At 71.3% G+C, this 15,448-nt stretch carries 12 protein-coding genes; 8 read left to right on the forward strand and 4 right to left on the reverse strand.

The features are described from left to right. Positions 1 to 124: 124 nt before the first annotated feature. Positions 125 to 1,906 (forward strand): GMC oxidoreductase, encoded by a 1,782-nt coding sequence (locus E4N62_RS30445; protein ID WP_230219636.1) that lies wholly within the window; start codon positions 125 to 127, stop codon positions 1,904 to 1,906. 239 nt (positions 1,907 to 2,145) lie between these two features. Beyond that, a complete protein-coding gene (locus E4N62_RS30450; RefSeq protein ID WP_230219637.1) occupies positions 2,146 to 2,886 on the forward strand; it encodes a hypothetical protein in 741 nt (246 codons plus the stop codon). A 408-nt stretch (positions 2,887 to 3,294) separates the two neighbouring features. Here E4N62_RS30450 and E4N62_RS30455 read toward each other — a convergent pair whose 3' ends face one another. Next, the gene (locus tag E4N62_RS30455) at positions 3,295 to 3,582 is read right to left on the reverse strand and encodes a chorismate mutase (protein WP_184904515.1); all 288 of its coding nucleotides are present in this window, start codon (positions 3,580 to 3,582) and stop codon (positions 3,295 to 3,297) included. A 645-nt stretch (positions 3,583 to 4,227) separates the two neighbouring features. Between E4N62_RS30455 and guaA the strand changes: the two genes are divergently transcribed. Next, positions 4,228 to 5,808, forward strand: coding sequence for a glutamine-hydrolyzing GMP synthase (gene guaA, locus E4N62_RS30460; RefSeq protein WP_230219638.1), 1,581 nt, complete (start codon positions 4,228 to 4,230; stop codon positions 5,806 to 5,808). 62 nt (positions 5,809 to 5,870) lie between these two features. On the opposite strand, the gene E4N62_RS30465 is transcribed toward guaA, so the two are convergent. Next, positions 5,871 to 6,353, reverse strand: a complete 483-nt coding sequence (locus tag E4N62_RS30465) for a pyridoxamine 5'-phosphate oxidase family protein (RefSeq protein ID WP_230219639.1) — start codon at positions 6,351 to 6,353, stop codon at positions 5,871 to 5,873. A gap of 253 nt (positions 6,354 to 6,606) precedes the next feature. Between E4N62_RS30465 and E4N62_RS30470 the strand changes: the two genes are divergently transcribed. After that, a complete protein-coding gene (locus E4N62_RS30470; RefSeq protein ID WP_230219640.1) occupies positions 6,607 to 7,401 on the forward strand; it encodes a class II aldolase/adducin family protein in 795 nt (264 codons plus the stop codon). Between the two features lie 101 nt (positions 7,402 to 7,502). On the opposite strand, the gene E4N62_RS30475 is transcribed toward E4N62_RS30470, so the two are convergent. Further along, positions 7,503 to 8,441 (reverse strand): DUF4429 domain-containing protein, encoded by a 939-nt coding sequence (locus E4N62_RS30475; RefSeq protein WP_230219641.1) that lies wholly within the window; start codon positions 8,439 to 8,441, stop codon positions 7,503 to 7,505. A gap of 383 nt (positions 8,442 to 8,824) precedes the next feature. Here E4N62_RS30475 and E4N62_RS30480 point away from each other — a divergent pair, with 383 nt between their 5' ends. Both E4N62_RS30480 and E4N62_RS30485 read left to right on the forward strand, forming a co-directional pair. After that, positions 8,825 to 10,078 carry a hypothetical protein gene (locus tag E4N62_RS30480; protein WP_230220274.1) on the forward strand — a complete coding sequence of 418 codons (1,254 nt, stop codon included), beginning with the start codon at positions 8,825 to 8,827 and terminating at the stop codon, positions 10,076 to 10,078. A gap of 385 nt (positions 10,079 to 10,463) precedes the next feature. Continuing rightward, the gene (locus E4N62_RS30485; protein WP_230219642.1) at positions 10,464 to 11,012 is read left to right on the forward strand and encodes a DoxX family protein; all 549 of its coding nucleotides are present in this window, start codon (positions 10,464 to 10,466) and stop codon (positions 11,010 to 11,012) included. Between the two features lie 574 nt (positions 11,013 to 11,586). Here E4N62_RS30485 and E4N62_RS30495 read toward each other — a convergent pair. Further along, positions 11,587 to 13,113, reverse strand: coding sequence for a PspC domain-containing protein (locus E4N62_RS30495; protein ID WP_230219644.1), 1,527 nt, complete (start codon positions 13,111 to 13,113; stop codon positions 11,587 to 11,589). Positions 13,114 to 13,244: 131 nt separating this feature from the next. Here E4N62_RS30495 and E4N62_RS30500 point away from each other — a divergent pair, with 131 nt between their 5' ends. Both E4N62_RS30500 and E4N62_RS30505 read left to right on the forward strand, forming a co-directional pair. Further along, positions 13,245 to 14,570, forward strand: a complete 1,326-nt coding sequence (locus E4N62_RS30500; protein ID WP_230219645.1) for an ATP-binding protein — start codon at positions 13,245 to 13,247, stop codon at positions 14,568 to 14,570. Further along, the gene (locus E4N62_RS30505; RefSeq protein ID WP_308185842.1) at positions 14,567 to 15,442 is read left to right on the forward strand and encodes a response regulator transcription factor; all 876 of its coding nucleotides are present in this window, start codon (positions 14,567 to 14,569) and stop codon (positions 15,440 to 15,442) included. The genes E4N62_RS30500 and E4N62_RS30505 overlap by 4 nt, the downstream gene beginning before the upstream one ends. The last annotated feature ends 6 nt before the right edge of the window (positions 15,443 to 15,448 follow it).

The raw sequence follows: 15,448 nt of genomic DNA on the forward strand, positions 1-15,448 counted from the left end.
AAACACCCCCTGGCGGCCCCTGCCCTCAGCGGCGCGGGGCTGTATCGACATGCGGCTCCGCCGCGTGGGCGTGAGCAACCACATACGGCCCGCAGACAAGGACCGTTCTCAACGAGGAGAACAAGTGTCGTACGACTACGACGTCATCGTCGTCGGATCCGGTTTCGGCGGCTCGGTCACCGCCCTGCGCCTGACCGAGAAGGGCTACAAGGTCGGCGTCCTCGAAGCGGGCCGTCGCTTCACCCGCGCCACCCTCCCCAAGAACTCCTGGGACCTGAAGAACTACCTCTGGGCGCCCGCCCTCGGCCTGTACGGCATCCAGCGCATCCACCTCCTCGGCAACGTCATGGTGCTGGCCGGAGCAGGCGTGGGCGGCGGCTCCCTCAACTACGCCAACACCCTCTACGTGCCGCCCGAGCCGTTCTTCGAGGACCCGCAGTGGAAGGACATCACCGACTGGCAGGAGGAGTTGAAGCCGTACTACGACCAGGCCCGCCGCATGCTCGGCGTACGGCTCAACCCGACGATGACCCCGTCGGACGTGCACCTGAAGGCCGCAGCCGAGCGGATGGGCGTCGGCGACAGCTTCCACCTCGCCCCGGTCGGCGTCTTCTTCGGTGACGGCGAGGACGCCGACGGCAAGGCGAAGGCCGCGCCGGGCGACCAGGTCGCGGACCCGTACTTCGGCGGCGCGGGCCCCGCCCGCAACGCCTGCACCGAGTGCGGCGCATGCATGACCGGCTGCCGTCACGGCGCGAAGAACACGCTCAACGAGAACTACCTCCACCTCGCCGAGAAGGCGGGCGCGGTCGTCCACCCGATGACCACGGTCGTGGCCGTGACGGAGGACTCGCAGGGCGGCTACGCCGTGACGACCCTCCCGACCGACAACCGCAGAAAGGGCGAGGGCCGGGTGCTCAAGGCCCACCGCGTCGTCCTCGCGGCCGGCACCTACGGCACCCAGACCCTCCTGCACCGGATGAAGGAGGGCGGCCAACTCCCGCACCTCTCGGACCGTCTGGGCATGCTGACCCGCACCAACTCCGAAGCGCTGGTCGGTGCCCAGACCGACAACCGCCGCTACCGCAAGGCGCACGGCGCGCCCGAGGTCGACTTCACCCGCGGCGTGGCGATCACCTCCTCCATCCACCCGGACGAGAACACCCACATCGAGCCGGTCCGCTACGGCAAGGGCTCCAACGCGATGGGCGGCCTGTCGATCCTCCAGGTCCCGTACGCGGGCAGCGCCGCGTCGGGTACCGCCCGCGTCCTCGGTTGGCTGGGGTACGCGGCCAAGCACCCCTTGCTGGTGGCCCGTTCGCTCTCCAACCGCCGCTGGTCGGAGCGGACCATCATCGGCCTGGTGATGCAGTCCCTGGACAACTCCCTGTCGACCCACCTGAAGCCGAAGGGTCTGGGCAAGGGCCTGTTGACGGCACGTCAGGGCCACGGCGCGCCCAACCCCAAGCAGATCGAGGTCGCTTCGCGGGCCGCCTCCACCATCGCCGCCGAGATCAACGGCTTCGCCGGCAGCAACGTGGGCGAGCTGATGGGCACCCCGCTCACCGCGCACTTCCTCGGTGGCTGCCCCATCGGCGCCACCGCGGACGACGGAGTGATCGACCCGTACCACCGCCTCTACGGCCACCCCGGCATCTCGGTCGTCGACGGCGCCGCCGTCTCCGCGAACCTGGGCGTCAATCCGTCCCTGACGATCACGGCGCAGGCCGAGCGGGCGATGTCGTTCTGGCCCAACAACGGCGAGCCGGACCGGCGCCCCGCACCCGGGGAGGCCTACGAACGCCTCACTCCCGTGGCGCCCCTGCACCCGGTGGTCCCGGAGGACGCCTTCGGCGCGCTCCGGCTGCCGCTGATGCCGGTTCCGACGGTGCCGCCGAAGAAGTAGTTACGGAGAAGGACCCGCGCCCCCCTCCGAGCGCGGGTTCTTCTCTTGTGTGCCAGGTGTGACTGGTGAGTGCCGTGAAGGGTTGCCCTCGCAATAACTGTTTTCTTGTGTGACGTGAGTCATATGGATGGGTCGTCGAGCCGGTACAACCGACGGGCGCGCCCCGCCGTCACATACATGTTCGATGGGGCCTATGGGCCCCTGCGAGGCAGGAAACGAAAGTCACGAGGGTGGGGGACATGAAGTCGACGATGTCGCGGGTGGCGGTGGCCGTCTCGGTCGTGGCCACGCTGGGATTGACCGCGGCGTGTGGCGGGGGCGGCGACGAGGACAAGGCGGAGAAGAAGCCGTCGGCCGCGGGCAGCGCCTCGGCAGCCGAGGACGCCAAGAACGGGGAGGACGGCGCCGGGAAGGCCGCGCTGACCGCCGCCCAGCTGAAGGAGGCGGCCCTCGCGAAGGGGGACGTGAAGGGGTACAAGATCGCCGACATGCCCGCGGAGGACATGCCGGCCGAGACCGTTCCCGCGCAGTCGGCCGCCTGTCAGCCCCTCGCGAACATGTTCTACTTCACCTCCGACCCGCAGGCGAAGGCCCGCGCCGGACGCACGGTCACCTCGGAGGACGAGCTTTCCGCCAGCGTCATCTCCCTCGCCCTGGCCGCGCACGAGCAGGACGACGCCGAGAAGGTCATGGCCGATCTGCGCAGGGCGACGGAGAGCTGCGACGGGTACGAGCACGTCGGCAACAAGTACAGCGGCATCGAGGCCCTCACCGCTCCCGACCAGGGCGACGAGGCCGTCGCCTACAAGGTGAAGGGCGACATCGAGGGCGCCGAGATCCCGATGTCCTTCACGGTGGTGCGCAGCGGCTCGACACTCATCGGGTTCTACTCGATGAACATGCTCGACGCGGATAAGGCCGAGGTGCCGGACGCGATCCTGGACGCACAGGTCGCGAAGGTGGAGAAGGTCGCCGGCTGAGCGCCCCCGGCGTGACGAAGGGCCCCGCGGAACGGCCGGCTCGGCCGTTCCGCGGGGCCCTTGGGGTCGGTGATCTGTTCCGCGTCGTGAAGGGGTAACGGGCTCCGTGACCGTCGCGCCCACCTCGGAACAGTTCCGCCGGTCGGCCCCGGGCGTCCCCGGAGCCGGCCGTTCTCTTGAGTGACCGGGCTGCTGTCCCCTGCCGTCCGGTCACAACCCTGGAGCGAGGTCCCACGGCGCACGGCACGATCCGGACGCCTCATCGCTCCAGCGGAGCCACGCGTGGTTCTTTCGGGCCCGCACCTGGCTGGCACGGACACCGACACCAACGAAACGCGTCGTACGGCGGTCACGCGCCGTACGGGTGAGACGACAGGCGTACGTATGTGCGCCGCCGGCGCGCGCCGGTCAGATACGGCCCCGGCACAGCTCCAGCAGGGTCATGGCGAGTGCGGTGCCCGGCTTGCCGAGGGCGTCCCTGTAGTGGGCCAGGACCTCCATCTCCCGCGACAGGTTCACGCGCCTGCCGCCGGACTCGATCCGTGCCTCCTGGATCACGGCGGAGACCGCCACGCGTTCCTGGATCAGGCCGATGATCCGGTCGTCCAGGGCGTCGATGCGTTCCCGGGCACCGGTGATCACACCGGCCGCCTCGGAGGTACGGGCACCGGTCTTCTCGGTGGAGGTGATGGTCATCCTGGGGCTCCTCGTCGGAAGTCGAACGGACCCCCGGATCGGCAAGACCCGGAAAACGCCAGACGCCCCGGACCTTGTCGGCCCGGGGCGCCTGGGGAAGTCGCTTGTCAGTTGCTCAAGCAGCACGACCATGGCAGCCGGTGGGCCCGGTGCCATAGGTAAAGACAAGAGTCGAGTGCGCGAACATGAGCGCCAGTATGCCACGCCCCACCTGGCCCCTGCCGCCCGCGCCCCTTCAGGGGCGCGGGGAACTGCGCGACAAGCCACGACGAATGCGCCGGTCGGCCACGAACCGATCCCGGCAGACGCGTGTCCGGAAGTCTGACGCACTCGCGCGTGTCCGGAATCGCGGTGGGCGTGCCGGATGCCCGGGCGAGGGCGGGCCGTCGGCGGGGCATGGCCGGGGCACGGGCCGTTGGCCGAGGCGTGGACGGGAGGGGAGCAATGGCACCCGGGCGCAGGCGGCGACCGCCTCCCCGCGCCCCATCCTTACGCGGCTTCGCCCCACCGTCCCCACCCGACGAGTCCTTCCTCCCGCAAGGGGCGCGGGCGGTCCCCGTCCGAGCCACCGGTGGCCCGCTTCACGAGCGCCCACCCCGGTAGACTCGGACCACAGACCCCCGCCCCACCGCCGGAAGGCACCCCGTGTCATCAGCGAACCCCGCTGCCGTCGTTCCCGACACCGTCCTGGTCGTCGACTTCGGCGCCCAGTACGCCCAGCTCATCGCCCGACGGGTCCGCGAGGCCCGGGTCTACAGCGAGATCGTGCCGAGCACCATGCCGGTCGCGGAGATGCTCGCCAAGAACCCGGCGGCGATCATCCTCTCCGGCGGCCCCTCCTCGGTCTACGCCGAGGGCGCCCCCCGCCTCGACCGCGACCTCTTCGAGGCCGGCGTCCCCGTCTTCGGCATGTGCTACGGCTTCCAGCTGATGGCCACCACCCTCGGCGGCACCGTCGACAACACGGGCGCGCGCGAGTACGGCCGTACGCCCCTGCATGTCGCCAAGCCCGGCAGCACCCTCTTCGAGGGCACCCCCGACGAGCAGTCCGTCTGGATGTCCCACGGCGACGCCTGCTCCGCCGCCCCCGAGGGTTTCACCGTCACGGCCTCCACCGACGTCGTCCCGGTCGCCGCCTTCGAGAACGACGAGAAGAAGCTGTACGGCGTCCAGTACCACCCGGAGGTCATGCACTCCACGCACGGCCAGCAGGTCCTGGAGCACTTCCTCTACCGGGGCGCGGGCATCACCCCCAGCTGGACCACCGGCAACGTCATCGAGGAGCAGGTCGAGGCCATCCGCGAGCTGGTCGGCGACAAGCGCGCGATCTGCGGCCTCTCCGGCGGCGTGGACTCCGCGGTCGCTGCGGCCCTCGTCCAGAAGGCCATCGGCTCCCAGCTGACCTGCGTGTACGTCGACCACGGCCTCATGCGCAAGAACGAGACCGAGCAGGTCGAGAAGGACTTCGTCGCCGCGACCGGCGTCCAGCTGAAGGTCGTCGACGCGGAGGAGCGCTTCCTGAAGGCGCTGGCCGGGGTCTCCGACCCCGAGCAGAAGCGGAAGATCATCGGCCGCGAGTTCATCCGCGTCTTCGAGCAGGCCCAGGCGGAGATCATCGCCGACGAGGGCCCCGAGGTCGCGTTCCTCGTCCAGGGCACCCTCTACCCGGACGTCGTCGAGTCCGGCGGCGGCACCGGGACGGCCAACATCAAGTCCCACCACAACGTCGGCGGCCTGCCGGAAGACCTCGAATTCAAGCTGATCGAGCCGCTCCGCAAGCTCTTCAAGGACGAGGTTCGGATGGTCGGCCAGGAGCTGGGGCTCCCGGAGGAGATCGTCCAGCGCCAGCCGTTCCCGGGCCCCGGCCTAGGCATCCGCATCGTCGGCGAGGTGACCAAGGAGCGCCTCGACCTGCTCCGCGAGGCCGACGCCATCGCCCGCGAGGAGCTGACGGCGGCCGGCCTCGACCGCGACATCTGGCAGTGCCCGGTGGTGCTGCTGGCGGACGTCCGCTCCGTCGGCGTCCAGGGCGACGGCCGCACCTACGGCCACCCCATCGTGCTGCGCCCGGTCTCCTCCGAGGACGCCATGACCGCCGACTGGTCGCGACTGCCGTACGAGGTCCTCGCGAAGATCTCCACCCGGATCACCAACGAGGTCGCCGACGTCAACCGCGTTGTCCTGGACGTGACGAGCAAGCCGCCGGGCACCATCGAGTGGGAGTGAGCCCCCGGCTCAGGGCCCTGCGGGGCTCGGGGCTTCGGGCTCTGTAAGGCTCCGGCAGGGGCTCAGGTCCGCTTGAGGGCGCGCACCGGCTCTCCGGGCTTCCAGACCTGGACGACCAGGTACTTGTCGTCCTCGACGTAGGTCCGTACGACCTCCGTCAACTCGGCGCGGAAGAGGTGGAACGGCTCCGGCGGTTCCACCTCTTCGCCGTACGCGGCCTTCTCCGCCGGATCGTCGACCTCGACCGCCCGCCCGCTCACCCGCACGTCCCCGCCGCCCATCCCCGTGCCCGGCCCCGGGTTGGCCTGCAACGCGAAGCGGGGATCGCGGCGCAGATCGAGCGCCTTGAGCGAGTCGGGCATCATCCCCAACCACAGCTCCCCCCGCTTGAACCGGACCTCCAGCCCGGTCGTACGCGGCGACCCGTCCTTGCGCAGGGTGGCGAGGACGTGATGGGTGAAGGCCCCGAAACGCGCTTCGACGGTCTCGGCGAGCTCAGGTTCGGCGGCGACGAAGGCGCCCCAGTTCGAAAGATTCTCCGGCATACATCGAGTCTCACCCGGATACCCGACAACCATTGTCCGGTTACCCCGAGCGACGTACGGCCGACATACGGCCGATGCCCCGGCGCCGCACGGGCGCCGTACGGCGCTGCCCGACCCGGCCGAGCGGTGCGCCACCTGACGCGCTTCGGTGACTTGCGTAACGGTTGCGCACTCTCTTCACGAGACGGACCTGTTCTCCCTGGGGGACCGACGGTAACTTCCGCTTCGTAAAGGAAGTCATTCTGGAGGACACATGCACGGGCCCACACCGCCCCTGCCTCTACCCACCGACCAGCTCCGGTTCGCCATGCCGCCGATGCACGAATCGTTGGAGGACGAGCGACGGCACCGCAAGGAACGGCTGGCCGGGGCCCTGCGGATCTTCGGGCGCATGGGGTTCGAGGAGGGGGTCTCGGGACACATCACCGCGCGCGACCCGGAGTTCAGCGACTGCTTCTGGGTCAATCCGTTCGGGATGCCCTTCAAGCACGTCACGGTGAGTGACCTGGTCCTCGCCAACCAGGACGGCCAGGTGATCGAGGGCCGCTACCACGTGAACCAGGCCGCGTTCACCGTCCACGCCCAGGTGCACGCGGCCCGCCCGGACGTCGTCGCCGTCGCCCACTGTCACTCCGTGCACGGCCGCGCCCTGTCCGCCCTCGGCGAGCTGCTCGACCCGATCACCCAGGAGTCCTGCGCCTTCTACGAGGACCAGGCGCTCTACGACCACTACACGGGCGTCGCCGTGGACGCGGACGAGGGCCGCCGCATCGCCGCCGTCCTCGGCAGCCGCAAGGCCCTCGTGCTGCGCAACCACGGACTGCTGACGGTCGGCGACTCGGTCGACGCGGCGGCCTGGTGGTTCCTGTCCATGGAACGCTCGGCCCAGGTCCAGCTCACCGCGAAGGCGGCAGGCCGCCCCCTGCTCATCGAACACCGGCTGGCCGTCGCGACACGTGAACAGGCGGGCGGCGACCTGGTGGCGTGGATCAACTACCAGCCGCTGTGGCAGGACATCAGCCGCAGCGAGCCGGATCTGCTGAGTTGAACCGCAGCACCCCGAAGGGTGCGCCGGGAAACGCGCGACCAGCCACACAGCCCCCGCCGACGCGTGACGGCCTGGTGGGACGGCGATCTCGCGCGTGCCCGTCAGAAGCCGCGCAGCACGGCGGCCTTCGTGGCCGCGAACTCCTCGTCCGTGAGGACGCCCCCGCGGTGCAGCTCCCCGAGTTCGCGGAGCCGACGCAGGAGCGTGTCGTGGTGGTCGGAGAAGCCGGGGCGGTCGGAGGCGTCGGGGCGGTCGGAGACCGACGGCCGGGCCGCGTCGGCCCCGCCCGGCCGCGCGCCGTCCACGGGGGTGTTCGCGGAGCCGTTCGCCCGTGTCGACGGATGGGGGAGCCGTGCCGTGACCGCCGTCGCGACGAGCGCCGTGAGCAGGTCGCGCCGCGCACTGCCCCACAGATCGAGGGCGAACGGGTCCCGCTCCGGCGGCAGCTTCGAGAACACGGTCTCGCGCGTCACGAACCGCAGGAACCCGTCCTCGTAACCGGAGTTGGGCACCCACTCGACCTGCACCAGTTCCCCGATGTCGATGATCCGCGGGCCGGTCGCGCGCTTGACCCGGTCGGAGGTGTCGTTCCAGTCGATCCGGACCCGCGTCCCGTCGAACGACACCGTGCCGTCACTGGACCGCACCGACACCGGCACGGGCGGACCGGGCAGGAGGTAGGCCCCGGCGGGCTCCTTCGGCGTCTGCTCCAGCAGCATCGACCGCCGTATCTCGTCGGCCATGTACTCGGCGACGCCCGACCGGTCGAGATCGACCGTCAGCCGGTACGGGTCGGCCTCGTCCGGCAGCCGCCCGCCCGTGGCCTGCAGCAGCGGATCACTGCCCTCGCGCAGCCGCAGCCGCAGCCGCCCGCGCTTGCGTTCGGGCTCGTAGACGACACCGGCCACCGCCTCCAGCGGCACCGCGATCTCCCCGTACGTCTGTCGGAACAGCGCCACGGAACGGTGCAGGCCCGGCGTGATCCGGACCGTGTCGCCGTCGAAGGCCCAGACGCCGTCACGCTGGATGATCTCGGCCATAGGAGGATTCTCCCAGCCCGGTCAACACGAGCACCCGCACTTCACCCCGCGCCTCCCACGCACGGAGTGGCCCTGCTGAATGCGGGCCGTGTTCCATACGGCACAATTCGCTGTCATCGCAGGGCAGTTGTACGGCCGCACGGCTGTGGTAGTGAGCGGACGAATGTACGACACCGCGCTACGGCGGTATCGACGCAGCGGTCCCGGCAACGCACGGGCGACTGTCGTCGCCCTCGTGGCCGGAGCGGTGACAGCAGTGCTGGCAGATGGCAATGACGGTGGCGGCGAATGCCGAAGTACGCGGACGTGGGCGCGGTGGCGCCCGCGGACGACGGCGCGGGAAGGCGGACTCGGGCGTGGCGGTGCAGGAGGCGAGAGGGGGCATGGGCGCGGGCGCCCATGAAGGCGGGTGCACGTGCGGGGACTGCCCGCACGGGGCGCGCGCGGGACACCGGCGCGCGGTCGCCGAGTTCCTGCTGAAGCGGGAGGAGTTCGCGTCCGGGCAGGGGCTGCCGGCGGCGGTCGCGCACTCCGCGTCCGCCTCCCGCCAGTGGGTGTCCGACGAACTCACCCAGTCCGCGGCGCTCGTCGCCGAACGCGGCCGGGTCGAGGGCGAGACCTGGCTGGCCCGCCTGTGGCTGCGCACGGCGATCGTGGTCTGGGCCGCCGTCGTCACCCTCCTCCTCATCCAGTCCCTCACCGCGATCGGCGCGGGCTGGACCTCGGCCCGCACCGCCGGTCTGCTCGCCGCCCTGCTGGTGGCCGCGGCCCTGACGGGCGCCGGGTATCTCCACCGGGCGCGCGGCGGTGCGCTCGCCCCGGTCATCGGCGAGGACAACCGTCTCTCCACCTCCCGCGCGGTCGCCGTCGGCTGGGTGCTCCTCGTCGTCTTCGCGGTCCTCGTCCTCGTCGGCCGCCTCGCCGCGGCCTCCGACCACCGCGAACGCGACGCCCTCATCGCCGGGCTCGACCTCGCCCGCGGCGCCGGCATCGTGACCGTCCTCGCCGTCGTCTGCGGCATCGCCGTCCTGGTCCGCCGCGTGGTCGGTCTCCGTGTCCTCTCCCAGCGCCTCCAGAAGGTCCGCGCCCACCGCCCCCGCGCCGCCGACCTCCTCACCGACGACTCCGGCCGCGGTAGCTTCACCGACATCCAGTACGTGATCATCTGCACTGTCGCCCTCACCTTCGCGGCGGTCCGCCTCGCCCGTCGCCCCGACCAACTCCCCGACCTTCCCTGGGGCCTGGCCCTCCTCGTCCTCGTCTCCGCGGCCACCTACGTCGCCGGCAAGTACGCCGAGGGCGGCCGCCCCGTCATCCTCTCCGTCGTCCGCGCCCGAGAGGCCGGCGACCTCGACGCCCCCATCCGCAACGGCGACGACATCGAGATCCGCGGCTCCGGCTTCGTCCCACCCGGCGCCCAGACCGCCGACCACCTCTCCCGCATGGTCGTCCGCATCGGCCCCGTCCACGTCCACGTCCCGCTCGTCCCCGTCGTCGGCGGCTTCAGCAACCCCACCGACGCCGTCCTCACCGCGCCCGTCCCCGTCGACGTCGAACCTGGCAAGATCGAAGTCCAGGTCGTGACGGCGGCGGGCGTGGAGACCAACCGCTACACCATCGAGGTCTCAGCGGACTGACCGGTTGCCGAGGGGGGACTGACTGACTCAAGGGCGAAGGAGCGGGGCGGGGAGCTCAGGAAGAGCGGGCCGCCGTCCCTCCAGCGGAGGTGCGGAGGTTCAGAGGCGGGGGCACGGAGGCGCGGGGAGCGGCTCGGCCCCTCGGTCGGTGGTGCGGGGAGCAGGTCGGCCCTCGGATCCGCGGCCCCTCGGCCGGTGGGCCGGCGGGCCGGCGGAAAGGCTCCGTCGGCGGTGGCGGGGAGCCTCCTGGACGGAGGCCACCCTGCCCTCCCGACAGGCTCTCCGACCCGGAAAAACACGCCCGAACCATTGAGCACCCCCACCCCTCTGAACGTATCGTCTGTTGAGGGGTCGACGGCACGGCGGACAAGAGGCGGCGCAGACCATGACTCACGGCATTCGCTCGGACTCCCACACCCCCTACTTCGACGGCGGCCCCGACTGGCGCGACACCGCCACCCGCTACGCCCTCCTGCCCCTACGCCTCTTCCTCGCCGTCACCTTCATCTACGCCGGCCTGGACAAACTCACCGACAGTGCCTTCCTGGCGGACTCCGGCTCCGGCTCCATCGGCGACATGATGAGCGCCGCCCGCGACTCCTCCGCCATCCCAGCCATGATCGACATGGCCCTGAACAACCCCGTCGGCTTCGGCTACGCCATCGCCATCGGCGAACTCGCCGTCGGTATCGGCGCCCTCCTCGGTTTCCTCACCCGCCTCGCCGCCTTCGGCGGAGCCCTGATCTCCCTCAGCCTCTGGCTCACCGTCAGCTGGTCGGCATCTCCGTACTACTACGGCAACGACCTCCCCTACCTCATGGCCTGGATCCCGCTGATCCTCGCCGGCGCCCCGGTCCTCTCGGTGGACGCCGCCATCCGTTCCCGACGCCGGGGCGGCCCCAGCAGGCACCGAGCGGGCGCCGCCTACCACTGAGCCCCACGACGCCCCGCCGCACCGGATGAGTGCGGCTGAGGCCGGGCGGAGTCGTCCGGGGAGCGGGGCTGTGCCTGGCCGCACCGGCTGAACTGTCCGCTGGGGGAGCCGTGCGGTCCGGTTGGGGCCGCGTGAGTCCGAGGAGCCCTGGCTCGCTCCCCGCCCGCTCCCAGCCGGACCGGCCTTCCTCTCCGCCGCGTTCACCCACTCACTGCCGCGTCCATCCACTGTCGGCCGCGTTCATCCACTGTCGGTCGGGCCTCCCTGCTTTCAGCCGTCCCTACCTGCTCTAGCCATGCCCGTCCGTGCCCGTCGCCCCGGATGCCCCCGCCGCTCCCGTGGGCCCAGCCGGTGCCCCGCCCCCGTCGCCCTCGTTGCTCCCGGCCGCCCCGCGCGCCGCCGCCCCCGTATCTCGTGGTCCAGAGAGGCCACTGCCCCCGCGAGACACAGCCCCCCGACCACCAGGGGTATCACCACGAACCACGGGGTCTTCCAGGCGCCGCCCGCGTCGCCGAGGTACACGACACCGGCGGCGGTGAGGAAGAGGCCGGCGACGAGCTTCCCGGGCCGGAACTCATGCCGCAGCACGGGCCACCTCCGCCTGTCCCAGACCGACTTCGAGGTCGATGGTGAGCGTGCCCCCACTGCCCGAGCCCTTCGCGGGGGGCAGTGTCAGCCGGTCGCTCTTGTCCGGTGCCACGTCCACGTCCTCCTTGTCGTCACCCGGCAACTGGATGTCACCCAGGCCCACTTCGATGTCGAGCCGCACGGTGACGTCCGGTGGAACCACCACCTTCACCTTGCCCGCGCCCACCTCCACGCTGGTGCTCAGCGACTCTCCCTTCGGTATGTCCACCCGGGACAGGTCCAGCGTCCCCACCCCGGTCCCGAGCTCGTAGCGGGCCGCCACGCTGTCCGCGTTCCGCGGTGCCCACTTCGTACGGGCCCAGTCGGTGGTGATGTTCGACGGAAGCGCCGCCGTGCCCGCCAGGAATCCCGCCGTGACCACCGCCAGGAAGATCGACCCCGCTCCCGTACGGCCGAGGAAGGCGCTGAGGGCTATGCCCAGACCGAACACGGTCAGCGCGCAGGCCAGACCGGTCTGCAGGCTGGCGGCGAGGGTGCGGTCCTCCCAGGTGGCTCCGGTACCCGCGCCGCCGGCGAGCAGCGCCAGCAGGAAGATCCAGCCGCCGATCCAGCGCGGCCCCCGCGGCTTCGGCGGACGCGCCACGCGTATGTCCTGACGGGTGGGCCGGATGCCCCGGGCGATGTTGACCGCCGCGGCCATGTCCCGGTCGCGGGATTCCCACGGGCCCCATAGATAGCCCGTCCCACCGATGTGGGTGCCGTCCTTGACTATCGGGTCGCGCCACCACGACGGGTAGGCGGAGGCCACCGGTGGTGCCTGGGCCTCCGGCGGGGCGTCGGCCACCGCCTGGGCGGCCAGTGGATCGGGGTCGGGGGTGCCGCGGTGCTGCGACCAGTACCCCGCGCCGGCCAGGAGCAGGGAGACGACCACCGAGAAGGTCAGGACGGTGGTGTTGCCCAGCATGGTGAGGAAGACGCCGCAGCCGACCAGCGCGAAGAGCACGGCCGTGAGGGCCTGGCCGTCGACCCGGCCGGTCAGCAGCTTGCGCAGCTCGTTCTCCTCCTCGTCGTCGTACGGCACGAACAGCCAGGCGAAGCCGTAGAAGAGGAGGCCGAGGCCTCCGGTGAGGGAGAGCACCGCCAGTACCACGCGGAAGATCACCGGATCCATGTCGCACTGGCGCCCGAGCCCGGCACAGACACCGCCCAGCATCTTGTACCGCCGGTCGCGGCGGAACCTGTGCGGGGGACCGGGGACCGGGGGACCGGGGACCGAGAGGGCCGGGGAACCGGCCGAAGCGTCGGGGCCGGTGGCGTCCGATTGATCCGCTCGCGTGCCCGCTTCTGCCTGCGGGTCCGCGCCCGTGTGCGCGCCCGCGCCCTCGTGCGCGCGCGGCTTCCTGGCCCCCGTGCCCGGTGGGGGCACGGCGTCCTGCGGCTCGCTGGTGGGCCGCGGGGCGTCCGGACCCGAGCCGGGGCCCGGCTCCGCTGCCGCGTGCTGGTGATCCGTCATGCGTCCATCGTGACCGCCGCGCCGTTCCGATGGCACTCGGGATGACCCTGGTCGAACCCTGATATCCGTCAGGGGGATGTGTTCGATCAGGCTCGCGCCGAAGATCAGGGACGTCTCGGGGGTCGACCCTGATGCCTCGCTCGGCCGTGCGTGTGAACATCGATGGCATGCCGGAAGCCGCAGCACTGCCAGTCGACACTCCGCGGCCCCCGCGCAAGCTCTACCGCAGCAGCGACGGACGCTGGCTCGGAGGCGTGGCGCGAGGGCTCGCCGGACATCTCGGTCTGCCTGTGACCTGGGTGCGGCTCGTGTTCGCCGGCCTCTTCCTGGCCGATGGCCTCGGTGCCCTCGTCTACGCGGCGTTCTGGTTCTTCGTCCCCCTCGGCGTGGGAGGCGTCGACAACCAGCGGCCTCCGGCCATCGCCACGGAGATCTCCCCCGACGGCCGCCGCAAGCTCGTGGCCCGCAAGCCCGACCGAGGCCAGATAGTCGCCCTCCTCCTCATGGTCGTCGTGGCCATGGTCTTCGTCGGCAATGTGAACCTCGGGGAGGGCGCCAGGGCGTATCTCTGGCCGACGGTGCTCGTCGCCGCCGGCGTCGCCCTGGTCTGGCGCCAGGCGGACAACGCGCGGCGGGCCCGCTGGGCCGAGGTCGGCCGCCGTCGACGCACGATCACACTGCTGCGCTCTGTGGCGGGTGTCCTGCTGGTCACCGCGGGGGTCTCCGGGATATTCGTCCTCCAGGGCTCGGCCGCCCACCTCGGCTCGGTCCTGCAGGCGGCGCTCGCGGTCCTCGTGGGCATAGCCCTGCTGGCCGGTCCGTACCTCGTGCGCATGACCCAGGACCTCTCCGAGGAGCGCCTGATGCGCATCCGCGCCCAGGAGCGCGCGGAGGTCGCGGCCCATGTCCACGACTCGGTGCTGCACACGCTGACGCTCATACAGCGGAACGCGGACAACCCGAACGAGGTCCGCCGCCTCGCCCGCGCCCAGGAGCGCGACCTGCGGAACTGGCTGTACAAGCCCGAGGGCACGGGGAAGGACGAGGACGACGAGCCCGACACCCTCGCCGAGGCCGTCCGGCGGAACGCGGCCGAGGTCGAGGACAAGCACGGTGTCCCCATCGAGGTGGTCGTCGTCGGCGACTGCCCCCTCGACGAGGGACTGACCGCACAGATGCAGGCCGCGCGCGAGGCAATGGTCAACGCCGCCAAGTACGGTGGCGAGGGCGGTGCCGTGCAGGTCTACGCCGAGGTCGAGGGAAGGACGGTATTCGTGTCCGTCCGCGACCGCGGCCCAGGATTCGACCTCGACGCGATACCCGCCGACCGCATGGGCGTCAGAGAATCGATCATCGGCCGCATGGAGCGCAACGGAGGTACGGCGCGGCTCCGCGTCGTACCGGGCGGCGGCACGGAGGTCGAGCTGGAGATGGAGAGGGCGGAGACGACGTCATGAGTGACGCGAACGGGGCCAACGACACTGCCGCAGAGGGCGGCTCAGGCACGACGCCGAGCGGGGGACCAGGAGGTACGGCCGCGCGGGGCACGGGTTCGGCAGAGGGCCTGCCCAGCGAGCCCGGCCGGCGGGAAACGCCGGTCCAGCCCTCCACGCCCGAGGGTGCCGCCGCGCCCAGCGCACTCGGCGCACCGGGACCGGCCGGTCCCGGGCGGCATGTCCGGGTGGTGCTGGTGGACGACCACCGCATGTTCCGTACGGGAGTGCAGGCCGAGATCGGGCAGACGGACCGTACGGGGGTGGAGGTGGTCGGGGAGGCCCCCGATGTCGATCAGGCGGTCTCGGTGATCACGAGTACGCGGCCCGAGGTGGTGCTCCTCGATGTGCACCTGCCCGGCGGCGGCGGGGTCGAAGTCCTGCGCCGCTGTTCGTCGTTGATGGGGGATGCCGAGCAGCCCGTGCGCTTCCTCGCCCTGTCCGTGTCGGACGCGGCGGAGGACGTGATCGGGGTGATCCGGGGCGGCGCACGCGGCTATGTCACCAAGACGATCACCGGCTCGGACCTGGTGGACTCCATCTTTCGGGTCCAGGAGGGCGACGCGGTCTTCTCTCCCCGCCTGGCCGGCTTCGTGCTCGACGCCTTCGCCTCCACCGACGCCCCGCCCGTCGACGAGGACCTCGACCGCCTCACCCAGCGCGAGCGTGAGGTACTTCGGCTCATCGCCCGTGGCTATGCGTACAAGGAGATCGCCAAGCAGCTCTACATCTCGGTGAAGACGGTCGAGTCCCATGTGTCCGCCGTCCTGCGCAAGCTGCAGCTCTCCAACCGCCACGAGCTGACGAGGTGGGCGACGGCACGCCGCCTGGTGTGAGGCCGG

The sequence above is a fragment of the Streptomyces sp. MNU76 genome (assembly GCF_020982545.1).
Classification (GTDB): Bacteria; Actinomycetota; Actinomycetes; order Streptomycetales; family Streptomycetaceae; genus Streptomyces.